Origin of the sequence: Bradyrhizobium yuanmingense, from assembly GCF_029167105.1 — a bacterium.
GTDB classification, from domain to species: domain Bacteria; phylum Pseudomonadota; class Alphaproteobacteria; order Rhizobiales; family Xanthobacteraceae; genus Bradyrhizobium; species Bradyrhizobium yuanmingense_A.
The window spans coordinates 11,623-25,231 of sequence record NZ_JARFML010000003.1 but is presented as its reverse complement, the minus strand read 5'-3'; the positions used below and the strand labels follow the sequence as shown (position 1 = coordinate 25,231).

Genomic DNA, 13,609 nt, shown 5'->3' with positions numbered 1-13,609 from the left:
GAGGTCTCCCTTTCTTGGAAGGACCGGCGCGGGACCGTTTGCCTGCTCTCACGCTTGGGCTTCAGGCCAATGGCTGTAGCGAACCTGAAGTCGCTTCAGCAAGCGTAGGCCGCGGCGAAAAGCTGGTCGGTTTTTCACCTTAGCGGCACGATGAAAAGGAACTAAATGGTGACCGTTGCTCCCAAGAACGCCGTCATTCTCGCCGCTGGCTGCGGCTCTCGCCTGCGTCCTCTGACAGATCTGCGACCGAAGCCGCTGGTCGAGGTCAACGGCACTTCGATTCTCCACAACGCTCTGCGCAATCTGGAAGCTGTCGGCGTGGAAGAGGTCACGATCGTCGTGGGTTACCGCAAAGACGCCATTCAATATGCCTGCGGCAGCCGATTCGGCCAGATCAACATCAAATATGTCGAGTCGACCGTCTTTGAGCGCACCGGTAGCGCCTATTCCTTGTGGCTGGCGCGCGACGCTCTTCTCTGCGGAGACTGCTTCCTGCTCGAAGGCGACGTCTTTTTCGAAGAGGATGCGCTACGCTACTTGATAGGCTGCGGCGGGACCGACGTGGCTGCAGTCGTTCCCTTCGATGATTCAATGGAAGGATCAGCCGTTCTGCTGTCGCAGAACGGGTTCATCACAGGCTTTCGATTGAAGCAAACCGCATCAGATCTGGTTGCGAATGGTCCAAGGCTTTTCAAGACGATGAACCTGCTGCGTCTTTCAGCGCCGACGCTCAAGGCTACGATCGTTCCCACGCTGGACGATATCATCTCCGCCGGAGCCAGGCAAACCTATACCGAAGAACTTTTTGGGTATCTGATAGAAAAACGAGATCTGCGTCTCTCAGCGGCGCGATGCGATGGTCTCAGCTGGTACGAAATTGACAATGCTGAGGATCTGCAAATTGCCGAACGCATTTTCAGGGGCCGAACGAACGCGTACGCGCCGCGACGTGATTTGCAGACGAGGTGAGAGTCCAATGCTAAAATACCTATGGGATCCAGCGAACGCCATAACTGTTACGGGGCTACTCTTTTCCTCCGCCAGTCTGTTTCTTGCGCTATCGGAGCGGCTCGAGCTATCTGTGGCGGTAGCGCTTTGGGCTGTTCTAGCGGACCATCTCGACGGGTTTGTGGCAGGTCGCACGACAGGTCGCGATCCAAATGTTGCAAAGATGGGAGCGAGCCTCGACGGGTTTGCGGATATCGTCTATGGAGCCGTTCTGCCTGCGGTAATTGTGGTACAAGTCAGCCAAGGCTCACTTCTCGCCCTTGCGACCGCAACCACGCTATTGCTGGCTGGAGCATTGAGGCTTAGCTATTTTGCGAACTTCGGCAGGTCGCGCGATGGACGGTTCTTGGGCCTGCCCTTGTCGTACGACGTGCCGCTCCTGGCGCTTCTATTTCTTCTTAAGCCTCTTATTCCTGCTGAAGCGTTTTCCGACGTCGTGAACATCGGCTTCTTGCTGCTCGCTTTGGCGCATGTCGCGCCTGTTCGTGTGCCACCACTCAGCGCATCAATGTATACGGCAATAAGCATCTTCGCCGTCGCATCATCGGTGGCTTTAGCTAGTCGCTCCTTTTGAGTGTGGATAGAAGTATGATTCAGCGACTGCCCTTCTCCGTGTTGCCAGCTTCAGTACCATGCAAGTCATAGATGAGTGGAATCTGCCGACTGCAGTGTGTACCAGACTTGTTGTCGGGCACATTTCCGCACGAATGGGCACTGCTCGATGCTTGACGCCGAGAGCTCGCGATCCTTTTCGGAATCTGCCTTGCCCCTGAGACGTTTCAGTTCAGCACAGTCATGAACACCCCAGCACAAGTCGACGTACCCCTCAAACCTGATGGCGTCCCTGATCTCGTCAACCGATTCCCGGGCGGCTATTGGAAATATGACATCACCGACTTCGTCCTTTTGGTGAATCCTTATTTTCCGCCGCAAGGGTTCCTTGACGAACTTCGGGAGGCTTTGCCGAGGCTTATTACCTGCTATCCCTCTCCTAATGAGCAAATGGTCCAACTTCTTGCGGATGCGGTGAAGACTCCGGCGGATAACCTTGTCGTTTGCAACGGCGTGGCTGAACTGATTCCCATCCTCCTTGGTCGACTGGGTATGAGGATTGCTGTCCCGGTCCCAACCTTCAATCCCTATGAGACGACCGCTCTGCCTGGGCGGTTATCACGCTTTTTCCTGCCATCGCCAGACTTTGAACTCGATGTGCAACGTTATGCAGCATTTGCGCGCACAAATGCTGTCGACGCGGCCATCGTGATATCGCCGAATAACCCCACTTCGCGGATGGTTCCCTATCCCGATTTGCTATATCTCGCTTCCGCGCTTCGAGCTCAACAGCAACTCCTGTTGATCGATGAGTCATTCATTGAATTTAGTGAGGTCGGACGAAGTGCGAGCCTGGAAAACCATTTGCTCGAATTTCCTAATGTGATCGTTCTCAAGAGCCTGGGAAAGATCTACGGGACATGCGGTTTGAGGATCGGGTATGCGGCATCCGCAAATGAACAGATGATAAAGGAGATGAGAGCGGCGCTCCCCACGTGGAATGTCAATACGTTTGGCGAGTTTTTTCTGAGCAAGCTCCCTCACCTCGCGCACGCGGCACAGCAGAGTTGGATGAGGGTAGGCAGCGACAGAGACAAACTATACGCAGACCTGCGCAGCATCGACGGAATGAGAGTTCTAAAGCCTGACGCGAACTTTGTGTTCTGCGAACTGCCGCCCTACTGGCCGGATGGGGACGTGATCGCCTCAAGGCTTTTAAACGACAGACGCATATTGATCAGGCACAATGGCGGCAAGACGCTCCAAAATGGCAGACGGTTCTTGCGCATCGCATGTCGCACTGAAGCAGACAATAAGCTCTTGGTGGAAGCACTGAAAGCAGTCGCTGATTAGAGCAACTCTTTTGGCACTGATCAATTGTGGAGCGGCCTTTGAGGTCCGCCAGGGCCTGGCGGGTTAGAGCCCGGCTTTAGCATTGAGGAGCATGCCTCGAGCATATGCAGGAAAAAAGGCCTCATTCGAATCAGTCCGCATGGACACCTGACCAAGCTTCCGCAATCATTGTTAAACCGCTGCCAGAGCGCGCAAAAGAAATGTTGCTTCATGCAAGGTCACGTCCGTCACGGGCACTATAAGATAGGTTACCAGCATGCCAGACGTCCCATTGGTAAGGTGAAGCCCGATTTGATGCGATCCAAGACGACGGCAGTCTCAAGGCGCCTTATATCTGGATTTTCGCTTATCAAGCGCCGGGTGAACTGCTCGTATTCCTCCATATTGTTTGCAGTTACTACAAGGATGAAATCGGCTTGGCCGGTAACGTAGAAGCCGCTCATGACCTCAGGCATCTTGCGGACACCCCGCTTAAAGCGGTCGATGATGTCTGCGCGATCGTGCTCAAAGAAAATGGCTACTAGCATAGTCACATTCCGGCCGACCGCCTTCGGCGAAATGATCGAAACGTCAGACTCTATGACGCCTTCCTTCCGTAGCCGCTTCAGTCGGCGCTGAACTCCGGATGCAGATAAGCCCACCTTCGCGCCGAGTTCTTCACTGCTCAGACGATTATTGCATTGAACCAGATCGAGAAGACGAGCATCGATTTTGTCGATTTCCATTGCGGCTTTGTGAACCATGGAGTGCAACCGTCTAGTCCACGCGTAGGACCGTTTCGTTGTGCGACTCTGGCAATTCCAAACCTCCTCTCGAGCACCTCTAGAGGTCTACGTCCTCAGGTCACAATGTGCGCACTGACGGTCCGGCGACATCTAGCGAGCCGGCTCGAACCGCGTGTTCATGCCCCGGCCGGCTTGCGTCGAGTAGCCTGTCATCGTTTAAATCGGCCGCTGAAGCTCCTTTCCCACGACCGCTGTTTGTGAGCCTGATTAGTTGAAAAGTCGGTTTACCGCACCTCGCTTGATCACGGCACTCGCGATCTCGGTGGACAGAGACGCTCCAGCCACCGCATAGACACTGACAAAGAAGACTTGCGGCAACGTTGTAATTCTATCCAAAGGCGAAAGGGCATGCCGCTTCCTTGCATCGGTTCGAGGCTCGCCAGGCCAGCGAACCAAGGCCGCAAAGCAATTTGTGCTCGACAAGGCATTTACCGGCGTCAGAATTGAGTTCTTCGCTTGGGCTGGTCGTGGTCTGCCACATCCTCACCCGCTTTTTACGTAGTCAGCCCGTCCTACTAGATCCGGCCCATAGGAACGAGACCGGTAAGGGTTCCAAGAGACTCAAACAGGAAGTAGCTACCGAAAATTAGTTCTGCGTCTGGCGCCGTGTCGATATCGCGTGCGGAGGCATTTCGGGTGAAGCATCCGCCAGTGAGCATTCCAAGCGGCCGCTGGTCGGCGGGGCCGATGGGCGTCAGATATCGCGACGCCAACTCAGCCACGGTACGTTCCGCGAAGTCCTGGTACTTGGCACCATCAACCGGTCCGAGTGCGGACGCAAGTCGCAAGGATGCTGCCGCTGCGATAGCGGTCGCCGCAGTATCCCTGCTGGTAGCCGGAATCGCCGGGTCATCGAAGTCCCAGTACGCAACGAGGTCCGCGGGAACGTGGTGGATCCACCAGTCCAGTACGCGCACGGCATATTGGCGCCACAAGGCCTGCTTTGGACGAACCATGGCAGCGTGAGCGGTATAGAGCATCGCCCATCCCTGCGCTCGTCCCCAAGTGCTAACATCACTATGTCCCTTATGCGTATGCGTTCTCAGCACCTTCCCTGTTTGCGGGTCTAGCGTCGAGGATTGGATCACCGAATTATCTGGGCGCACATGGAGCTCCAATACCTTCCGCATATGTGCGTTGGCCACCTCTTCCATCCGCGAGTCATTCAGTTGGTCCGCGGCCCAGTAAAGCAGGCCGGTGGCCTGAAGGGAGTCGATGCTGCTTTCGGCGATACCCACCGCGCTGGCCTCCTCAGCATCCTCGCCTAGCGGGATCAAGCCCAGTTTCGGGTCGAACATCTGCTCCAGAGACCTAGCTACCGTGAGCGCGGCATCACGGGCCGTTTCATCACCAAAAAGGATACTTCCAAGCGCCGCACCGTGGTAGAAGCCGAAGCCCTTGAAGGCCGTCCGACGCTCGGCGCGAGGCAGCATCCTGGCCAGCGCAGCATGCGCGTCAGATATCGGGAAGCGTAGCGGATCGGCCAAATGGGCGAGCCAAAGTTGGCCGACGAACGCTCCGCCGGTCCAATCACCATCGGACGTGAACGTCCATTTTCCATCCCCGCTTCGGGCCCAATGCGGCAGGCCTGATGTGGAAGCATCCCGCGTTTGCGCTATGCGCACCAACATCCGCTCGCATGCGGATAAGAAGTCGCTTCTCGACATAGTTTCTCCCAAGAAAGCTCTCGCGCTCCGCGGAGCAGCTAACACATCACTCGCCGATGTAGACGTGGCCTCGCTTTTTCGCGACGTGATAAATAGCAACGCTCAGCACCGCGACCACCGATCCGTAGACGGGAAACATCCAGGCCATCTGCGCATGCTGCAACCACACCAGCAAATAGGGTGATGTTCCGCCAAACAGCGACACCCCGAGCGCATACCCGACGGCGATACCGGTCGTACGCACCGCACGTGGCATCAGCGTCGTTGCGATGAAGTTGTAGAGCGCCATGTTGAAGCCGACGATTGCGCCGCCAAACACCATCACGAAGAAGAACGTGGAAATGCTCTTCTCGGAATAGGCCAACGTGAGGAAGAAGCACGCGACGAGCAGCAGCCGCAGCAGCGTGAATGCGCGTGAGGGTCTGATCTTGTCTGCAAAGGCGCCCACCAAGGGGGCTGTGACGATCCAGATCAGGCCCATGAGAGTCGTGATCCCGTACACCCAGGTGCTGTTCTCCTTGAACACCCCGTTGGCAAGGTTTGGCAAACCTGCATTCCAGGCATAATTCGCGATCTGCACCGCTCCGACGACCAGGATGACAGCGAGCAGCGAAAGCCGTACGCTCCAGAGCGTCTTCCACACGTCGCCTGTGGTCTCCTGAGTTCGCGACAGTTCGTCGCGATGCATGGCGTGCTTGATCAAGGTCTCCGGCAGTTTGCTCCGCAAATAGATGATCAGCAAGCCGAGTGCTCCGCCGAAGGCAAAGGGCAGCCGCCAAGCCCATCCGTGCATTGTTTCGGGAGCTACAGAGGCACTCACGAGAAAGGCGACCAAGCTGGATGCGAAGACGCCGAGCTGGATAAATGTGCCACTGATCAGACCAAGATACTGTCCCTCTTTGCCCGGTGGGGCAAGTTCGATCGCAATCGAGTTCGCAACGCCCGCTTCAGCGCCGGTGGCGAGCCCTTGGATGAGCCGAACGAGCAGCAATATCACCGCCGCTGCCACACCAAGCTCGCTATAGCCAGGCAGGACCGAAATTAGCAACGAGCACAAGGCCATTGCGGTGATGGAGATCATCATCACCCGCTTATGGCTGACGCGGTCGGCAATAGGACCGAGTACCGCTGCTCCCACAGGTCGCGCGAAGAAGCCGGCGCCGTATACGGCAAGTGCGGCGAGCAGCGAGGTCGTGGGATCGCTGGAAGGAAAGAAGAGTGGCGACAGAAAAGACGCCATCATTCCGTAGACGGTCCAGTCGTACCACTCCAGCGCTACGCCACCCCCCAGGGCAATGGTCATGCTCCGAGTAGCAACCTGTTTTTCACGTGACGCACCCGGCGGCACGGTTTGCTGCGCGGCTGAAGCGATGGGCTCAACGATACTGGTCATTCCTTCCCTCCATTTTTGTTGAAAACGTTTACATTTCGGCACAAGCAGCACCGTGAAGTGCTGCCGCGAAGACGAGTGCTGAGTCATGGGCGATCTGAGTATTGCCCGTGCGTCAGCCTCTGGAGAATGGCGGCGGCCCATTCGACGAAGGCAACCATGCCCTCCTTTTGATCATCGGTGGTGAACACAGGTCGGATTGCGAGCCGCTCGATCGCCAAGCCTCCTGACAGCAAAGTTTCGCAACAGGCGCTTCGACGAAGATGAGAAACTCGGGAACGTGGTTCAAATCATTCCTTGCGAACAACCTCGGCGCCGGCGGTCTTCTTCGGGAGAAAGCGTTGCAGACTCGTTCGTGCGGTCTCATGGAGGATGTCCTGAGCGAAGTAGCGATTGGCCAAGTCATCCATCACTTCTGCTCTCGCGGTCACCGATGTTGAAAAGAATTGTTTCGTGGTCAGCACCGCGTGAGCCGGCATTGCCGCCAGGTTTTTGGCGTAGCGAAGCGCCACCTCGCGAGCAGTTTCCGTTGGAAGCGACAGGATGTCAGCCAGCCCCAACCTGTGAGCCTCCACGCCGTCGATCGCGGTCGGGCTCCAGCTCAAGGAGCGAGCTGCAAACGGTCCAACGCGCGCAGCTAAAGTATCCAGCCCGAAGCCGGGCAACCAGCCTAGTGAAACCTCCGGCAAATGCCAGCGCGTTACTGGAGCTGTTACGATAACGTCGCACGAGGCTGCGAGCATGAAGCCGCCGCCCAAGGCAAACCCATCAACAGCACAGACGACAGGCTTTCTGACAAGAGCGAGAGAGCGTACAAACGCGCCCAGTCGGCGATTGAGGTCAAAGGTGTCGTTGATGTCGCCGGCCGAAAAATCCTTTAGGTCTGCACCGGCTGAGAAACCGGGGCCGTTTCCGGCGAGCATTATCACATTGACGTCTTTATCGTTGGCCGCCCTATCTACCGTTTCATGCAGATCTTTGAGGATATCTTCACCCAGAGCGTTGCGCCGCTCTGGCCTATTCATTGCGAGAATCTCGACCTTGTCCACGTAATCTCTTGTAACGAACTTCACGTCGGCCTCTCCTTTACGCCGGTGCGCGACCGTGGAATCCGGCGGCCAAATTCATTGGCTCATCCTTGAAAATCCTTGCATCCATCAGCTTTAGTTGCGGCGACACGGCTATCTCGAATTCAATGTTCGGCAGCACATGCTTTTCCACCGATATGCCAGGCGCGACTTCGGTTAGCATCAGGCCGCTGGCCGTAAGCTTGAACACGGCTCGCTCGGTAATGAATACGACCTCTTGCTGTCGCTCTTTCGCAAACGCGCCACTGAACGTGATCTGGTAGACGTCCTTCACCCATTTTCTGACCTTTCCCTCATTCCCAATAACGAGAGAACCGCTCTGCGGGAACGCCTTCAATCCCGACGCTGTGAGGGTACCGGAGAACACGACTTTTCGAGCGCCCTGACTGATGTTTATGAACCCGCCAGGACCTATGATCTTGTCGCCGAAGCGGCTCACATTGACGTTGCCGTGCCGATCAACCTCCGCAGAAGACAGGAATGCGATGTCGAGCCCGCCGCCGTCATAAAAATCGAACTGATCCGGTTGCGGCGCTATCATGTCGTAGTTCGTGCCAGCTCCGGCATCCTGTCCGGGGGCAGGGATGCCGCCGATCACCCCCTGCTCTGCCGTCAGTGTGACTGAGCGGTAAATGCCTTCTTCGGCGGCGATGACCGCAATCCCGTTCGAGATACCATAGCCGATGTTGACGGTCGCTCCGGGGGTCAACTCGAGCGCCGCCCGGCGCGCGATTACCTTTCTCACGTCGAACGGCAGAGCGGCGATTTTGCCGTCCGGCACGCGCATTTTTCCCGCATAGGCCGGACTATACTCCGTCGCATAAGTCTGTCGCTGCTTGGGATCGACGACAAGGTAGTCGACCAGGACACCAGGGATTCTTACTTCTCGTTGATTTAGCGTATTGGAGGCGGCGACCCGCTTGACCTGCACAATGACTATTCCACCCGACCGCCGCGTTGCAGCTGCGATCGACATGCTTTCCCCGACATATGCCTCGTCCTCGAGTGAGATATTTCCCTTCTCGTCCGCAATGCTGCCCCTCAGGATCGCGACTTGGATCGGGAAAGTCTTATAGAGCAGGTGCTCTTCTCCCTCGATATCGACGACAGCAACCATGTCCTCTTTGCTGCACTCGCTCTGCCTGCAGCCGCCAATGCGAGGATCGGCGAATGTCCGGAGCCCAACTTTCGTGATTACACCGGGGCGCCCAGCCGCGTTTTCACGAGCAAGCTGCGCCAGGACTCCCTGGGGAAGAGTGTATGCTTCAATTTCGTTGGCTAGCGCCCGGCGTCCAAGCGCTGGGCAATTGTTCAAACCGCTCGCCACAACCCGGCGAACCAGCCCGGGGGCCGCCAATTTGTTGAACCCGGTCGTGGCCCAATCACCGATGGCCACCGTACCAACGAGCATCAAGTTCTTAGGCGAACCCTGCTCGGAATGAATGTCACGGAGCGCATCGATGATTAGCTCCGGGATAGCGACCCCGGCTGAACCGCCGAAATAGACGCAATCGCCATCGGAGATCAGTGATACGGCTTGCCTAGCCGTAACAATTGGCACCTCGCCCGTCCGCCTGTTCTTCGCTTGCATACCTTCTCCAATGCCCGAACGCAGACTCATTACGTCTGACCGCCCAAGCTTTGCCTCGCACACAACGCCGGATGCCGAACGCACCCGCCCCGATGAGCTCAATTTATGAAAAGGTTTACATGAACGACTTTCGTTGCGCAAGAGGAATATTGATACAATGACGAACTTGGCCTGTTTGGCCCCAACTAACCGGCATTCTCGCGCATTATTTCAGTTCACTCGTTCGCCGTATTATGGTAACGATTTCATACAAATGGTGTCACGCGCAGCGTTCAAGGGCTCGCGAGGAAGAAATAGGCTCAATGGCTGTGGAAAAAATCGCTCGTGTGGAGCAAAGGCAATCACCGACCGTGGTGGAGATAGCTAAGCGGGCCGGCTGTTCTATCGCCACAGTTTCCCGAGTGTTGAATCGACCCGAAACCGTCGCGATCGGTTTAAGAGAGCGCATTCTGCGGATCGTTGATGAGCTCGGCTACGTTCCCAACGGATCAGCACGCGCGCTGCGATCCTCGCGCTCCCGGCTGATCGGCTTGATAGTTCCGACACTAGACAGTGCGATTTTCACTCGAATGCTGGAAGGCCTGGAGAGCCGGCTAGCGCCCGCGGGTGCGTCGCTGGTCTACTCTGCAACGGGTTACGATCTCGACCGAGAAATTCGCGTTGTGCGCAATCTCATTGAAAAAGGCGTGGATGGCATTGTTCTCGTGGGCACTTGTCATCGAAAGGAAACCCTCAAGCTGCTGCGCGAACATAAGGTAAGATTTGCCGTCACCTATGCCCTCTCGGAAGATGCTTCGATTCCCAGCATGGGTTTTGACAATCGCAGTGGCGGGGCTCTGGCAGCAAACTACCTTGCAGACCTCGGTCACAAAAATCTTGCAGTCATAGCTGGTGTAACGCGCGAGAACGATCGTGCATCTGGTCGTCTTGAGGGCTTCCTCGCAATGGCTGAACGTCGTGGGATAGACCGCTCCAGCATTATCGTAGTGGAATCGCCGTACGAATTCAGCCGCGGCCGAGCCGCAGCTAAGATCATTCTCAATCAAAATAGAGATGTATCGGCGATATTTTGCGGCAGCGACGTGCTTGCCGTCGGAGCTTTGCGCGGCTGCAGGGATGCAGGACTGCGCGTACCTCAAGACATATCGATGATTGGTTTTGATAATCTCGATATCGCCGAATACCTCACGCCCGGTCTAACGACAGTAGACGTTCCGGCTCGAGTGATGGGCGAACAGGCAGCTAATTACTTTTTGGCAGACCAAAATTCGCTCGACATACATTCCAGAGTGGAGCTCGAAACGCGCTTGATCGTCCGAGAATCAACTGCGCCCGCGCGAGGTCGGCAATGACAAAAGACGCATGCGCATGTCGTCTGGTCGGCAGAAACGGAGACTACGTGCCATTAAACCCACAGCTCGAAGGACAGTCGTTCGTGGCGCTTCGCAAGCTCCTTATCGGTGTTCGCACCACCCGCGGCCAATTGCGGCCGGACAGCAGGGCTGACACCGGTATTCGCCCAAATATCATAACCCCCTATCGCCCACAGTAATGCGTGGCGGATTGCTCGGGGCCAATGCTTAACGCCATTTTTCACATACTGCTCGAGAGCCATAGGAACATTCACGATCCCGGATCGATGCGCCCTACACCAGCTGCTCGTCCCAGTGCTCCTCATTCGCAAAGAGAGATCTTGACTCATGGAATCCCCAAAAAAGGAGCTCTATCAGGGGCTGTTTCCCGTCGCACCAACGCCATTCACGGACTCTGCCGATCTTGATGTTGAGGGACAACGGCGCGTTTTGGAATGCATGATCGATCAGAAGGTCGACGGAATCTGTATCCTGGCCAACTATTCCGAGCAGTTCCTGTTGTCAGACGAGGAACGCAGATTGCTAGTTGACCTCTGTCTATCACATGTGGCCGGCCGCAAGCCGGTCATGGTGACCTGTAGCCATTTCAGCACTCGTATCGCGGTGGAGCGCGCGCGCTATGCAGCCGAAAGAGGCGCAAGCATTCTCATGCTGATGCCACCTTACCACGGCTCAGGACTCGGGGCTGACGAAGCCCACATGACCGAGCATTTCGCTCGCGTTGCTGATGCGGCTAGAATCCCGATCATGGTTCAGGATGCGCCGCTCAGCGGGGTAACGCTTTCTGTACCTTTTCTCGTGCGGCTAGCACGAGAGGTGCCGCTCGTTAATTATTTCAAGATCGAAGTTCCTTTTGCTGCAGCGAAGCTGCGAGACTTAATTGACGCTGGAGACGCCGCCGTAGCTGGTCCATTTGACGGAGAAGAAGCCATTACCATGATGGCAGATCTCGAAGCTGGCGCCACCGGGACGATGTCGAGCGCGCTCTGTCCCGATTTGTTGCGGCCAGTTATCGATAATCATAAGGCGGGTCGGAGCGCGGACGCGGCTGCAGCTTATGCAAAAGTGCTGCCGTTGATTAACTACGAGAACCGTCAATGTGGCCTTCGGGCGGCCAAGAGCGTGATGAAGGAAGGGAACGTCATCAGATGTGACGCTGTGCGGCATCCCTTGGCTCAAATTCATCCCAAAACGAAAGCCGGGCTGATCGAGCATGCACGCGGGGTCAACCCGTTGGCCCTCTGCTGGGGACGCTGAGTCGCTCTGCTGAAGTCACTTACTCTGTGACATGATCTGCAAGGCGGACGTTTATGCACATACACTATTGAATCCGAGTTTAAAGCTTATCGATGACAAAGAACTATATTGCCGGCGAGTGGCTTGCTGCGGCCGAGGCCTGTCCGAACATCAACCCGTCGAACACCAACGACGTTGTAGGCGAGTATGCCCTCGCCTCAGCCACCGAGACCGAGCACGCAATTGCCGCCGCTTCTGATGCTTTTCCCGCTTGGTCGCACTCCACCATTCAGGCTCGGCACGACATCCTAAAGGCAGTTGGCGATGAGATCCAAGCTCGCAAGGACGAGCTCGGCCGGTTGCTCTCCCGTGAGGAGGGAAAGACCTTGCCGGAAGGCATCGGCGAGGTCACGCGCGCCGCACAAATTTTCCAATTCTTCGCCGGCGAGTGCCTCCGCGTGGCGGGCGAGAAGCTGTCATCGGTACGGCCGTCTGTGGATGTGGAGATCACCCGCGAGCCGGTCGGAGTCATCGGGCTCATCACCCCGTGGAACTTTCCGATCGCAATTCCAGCCTGGAAGATCGCGCCAGCGCTTGCCTACGGCAACACCATTGTGCTCAAGCCTGCCGAGCTCGTGCCGGGTTCGGCTCATGCGCTCGCCGAGATCATCGTGCGCGCCGGAGTGCCGGCAGGTGTATTCAACCTTGTCATGGGCCGGGGCGCGATCGTCGGCGAGAAGATGCTGAGCAGCTCGAAGGTTTCTGCCATCTCCTTTACGGGCTCAGTGCCGACGGGGCGCAAGATCGCCCAGAGCTGCATCACTTCGGAGCCGATGAAGAAGCTTCAGCTGGAAATGGGCGGCAAAAACCCTATGGTGGTCCTTGATGATGCCGATCTGAAGCTGGCGGTTGGATGTGCGGTGAACAGCGCCTTCTTCTCCACTGGCCAGCGCTGCACGGCTTCGTCTCGGCTGATTGTGACAGAAGGCATTCACGACCAGTTCGTGGCCGCCATGCAGGAGCGAATGCGGGGGCTTGTCATTGACGATGCCTTGAAAGCCGGCACGGATATCGGGCCGGTCGTGGACCAAAGCCAGCTCGACCAGGACCTGACGTATATCAGCATTGGCCAGGCAGAAGGCGCCAAGCTTGTTGCCGGGGGCAAGCTCCTGAAGCGCGAGGCGCCCGGATTCTATCTAGCGCCTGCGCTACTCACGGAAGTGAGCAACCAGATGCGTGTGGCGCGCGAGGAGATTTTCGGGCCTGTTGCCACCGTGATCCGGGCCAAGGACTACGACGAGGCGCTTGAACTCGCTAACGACACGCCGTTCGGTCTGTCGTCGGGGATCTGCACCACGAGCCTAAAATACGCCAGTCACTTCAAGCGCAACGCAGAGGCCGGCATGGTGATGGTCAATATACCGACGGCCGGCGTGGACTATCACGTGCCATTCGGCGGCCGCAAAGCCTCAAGTTATGGATCCCGCGAGCAAGGCCGCTATGCGCAGGAATTCTATACATCGGTGAAGACCGCCTACACTTTCGAGGGCAACGGTCCGTAGACTC

General features: G+C 56.8%; 11 protein-coding genes. 6 read left to right on the top strand and 5 right to left on the bottom strand.

What is annotated here, in order from left to right:
• Nucleotides 1-165: 165 nt before the first annotated feature.
• The 3 genes from P0R31_RS05030 (at nt 166) to P0R31_RS05020 (ending at nt 2,913) form a co-directional block, all read left to right on the top strand.
• Nucleotides 166-969, top strand: coding sequence for a phosphocholine cytidylyltransferase family protein (locus P0R31_RS05030; RefSeq protein ID WP_275513099.1), 804 nt, complete (start codon nt 166-168; stop codon nt 967-969).
• Between the two features lie 7 nt (nt 970-976).
• Entirely contained in the window at nt 977-1,582 is a 606-nt protein-coding gene (locus P0R31_RS05025) for a CDP-alcohol phosphatidyltransferase family protein (protein WP_157287419.1), read from the top strand.
• Nucleotides 1,583-1,803: 221 nt separating this feature from the next.
• Nucleotides 1,804-2,913 (top strand): pyridoxal phosphate-dependent aminotransferase, encoded by a 1,110-nt coding sequence (locus tag P0R31_RS05020; RefSeq protein ID WP_157287418.1) that lies wholly within the window; start codon nt 1,804-1,806, stop codon nt 2,911-2,913.
• A 248-nt stretch (nt 2,914-3,161) separates the two neighbouring features.
• Here the strand turns inward: P0R31_RS05020 and P0R31_RS05015 are convergent, their stop codons facing one another.
• The 5 genes from P0R31_RS05015 to P0R31_RS04995 all read right to left on the bottom strand — a co-directional run bounded on the left by P0R31_RS05015 (nt 3,162) and on the right by P0R31_RS04995 (nt 9,434).
• A complete protein-coding gene (locus P0R31_RS05015; RefSeq protein ID WP_275513329.1) occupies nt 3,162-3,638 on the bottom strand; it encodes an Lrp/AsnC family transcriptional regulator in 477 nt (158 codons plus the stop codon).
• A gap of 575 nt (nt 3,639-4,213) precedes the next feature.
• Nucleotides 4,214-5,365 carry a glycoside hydrolase family 88 protein gene (locus tag P0R31_RS05010; protein WP_275513098.1) on the bottom strand — a complete coding sequence of 384 codons (1,152 nt, stop codon included), beginning with the start codon at nt 5,363-5,365 and terminating at the stop codon, nt 4,214-4,216.
• Nucleotides 5,366-5,411: 46 nt separating this feature from the next.
• The gene (locus P0R31_RS05005) at nt 5,412-6,758 is read right to left on the bottom strand and encodes an MFS transporter (RefSeq protein ID WP_157287416.1); all 1,347 of its coding nucleotides are present in this window, start codon (nt 6,756-6,758) and stop codon (nt 5,412-5,414) included.
• Between the two features lie 287 nt (nt 6,759-7,045).
• Nucleotides 7,046-7,828, bottom strand: coding sequence for an enoyl-CoA hydratase/isomerase family protein (locus tag P0R31_RS05000; RefSeq protein ID WP_275513097.1), 783 nt, complete (start codon nt 7,826-7,828; stop codon nt 7,046-7,048).
• Between the two features lie 13 nt (nt 7,829-7,841).
• A complete protein-coding gene (locus tag P0R31_RS04995) occupies nt 7,842-9,434 on the bottom strand; it encodes an acyl CoA:acetate/3-ketoacid CoA transferase (protein WP_275502872.1) in 1,593 nt (530 codons plus the stop codon).
• Nucleotides 9,435-9,736: 302 nt separating this feature from the next.
• On the opposite strand from P0R31_RS04995, the gene P0R31_RS04990 reads away from it, so the two are divergent.
• The 3 genes from P0R31_RS04990 (at nt 9,737) to P0R31_RS04980 (ending at nt 13,605) form a co-directional block, all read left to right on the top strand.
• A complete protein-coding gene (locus tag P0R31_RS04990; RefSeq protein ID WP_157287413.1) occupies nt 9,737-10,786 on the top strand; it encodes a LacI family DNA-binding transcriptional regulator in 1,050 nt (349 codons plus the stop codon).
• A 348-nt stretch (nt 10,787-11,134) separates the two neighbouring features.
• Complete coding sequence (locus P0R31_RS04985; RefSeq protein ID WP_275513096.1) at nt 11,135-12,064, top strand: dihydrodipicolinate synthase family protein; 930 nt, start codon at nt 11,135-11,137, stop codon at nt 12,062-12,064.
• Nucleotides 12,065-12,156: 92 nt separating this feature from the next.
• Nucleotides 12,157-13,605: an aldehyde dehydrogenase family protein gene (locus P0R31_RS04980; protein WP_157287411.1), complete on the top strand. Its 1,449-nt coding sequence runs from the start codon at nt 12,157-12,159 to the stop codon at nt 13,603-13,605.
• Nucleotides 13,606-13,609: the final 4 nt, after the last annotated feature.

What these genes read in the sequence shown, in the direction of transcription:
- P0R31_RS05030 (WP_275513099.1), top strand. Translation starts at nt 166, where the DNA reads ATGGTGACCGTTGCTCCCAAGAACGCCGTCATTCTCGCCGCTGGCTGC.
- P0R31_RS05025 (WP_157287419.1), top strand. Translation starts at nt 977, where the DNA reads ATGCTAAAATACCTATGGGATCCAGCGAACGCCATAACTGTTACGGGG.
- P0R31_RS05020 (WP_157287418.1), top strand. Translation starts at nt 1,804, where the DNA reads ATGAACACCCCAGCACAAGTCGACGTACCCCTCAAACCTGATGGCGTC.
- P0R31_RS05015 (WP_275513329.1), bottom strand. Translation starts at nt 3,638, where the DNA reads ATGGAAATCGACAAAATCGATGCTCGTCTTCTCGATCTGGTTCAATGC.
- P0R31_RS05010 (WP_275513098.1), bottom strand. Translation starts at nt 5,365, where the DNA reads ATGTCGAGAAGCGACTTCTTATCCGCATGCGAGCGGATGTTGGTGCGC.
- P0R31_RS05005 (WP_157287416.1), bottom strand. Translation starts at nt 6,758, where the DNA reads ATGACCAGTATCGTTGAGCCCATCGCTTCAGCCGCGCAGCAAACCGTG.
- P0R31_RS04995 (WP_275502872.1), bottom strand. Translation starts at nt 9,434, where the DNA reads ATGCAAGCGAAGAACAGGCGGACGGGCGAGGTGCCAATTGTTACGGCT.
- P0R31_RS04990 (WP_157287413.1), top strand. Translation starts at nt 9,737, where the DNA reads ATGGCTGTGGAAAAAATCGCTCGTGTGGAGCAAAGGCAATCACCGACC.
- P0R31_RS04985 (WP_275513096.1), top strand. Translation starts at nt 11,135, where the DNA reads ATGGAATCCCCAAAAAAGGAGCTCTATCAGGGGCTGTTTCCCGTCGCA.
- P0R31_RS04980 (WP_157287411.1), top strand. Translation starts at nt 12,157, where the DNA reads ATGACAAAGAACTATATTGCCGGCGAGTGGCTTGCTGCGGCCGAGGCC.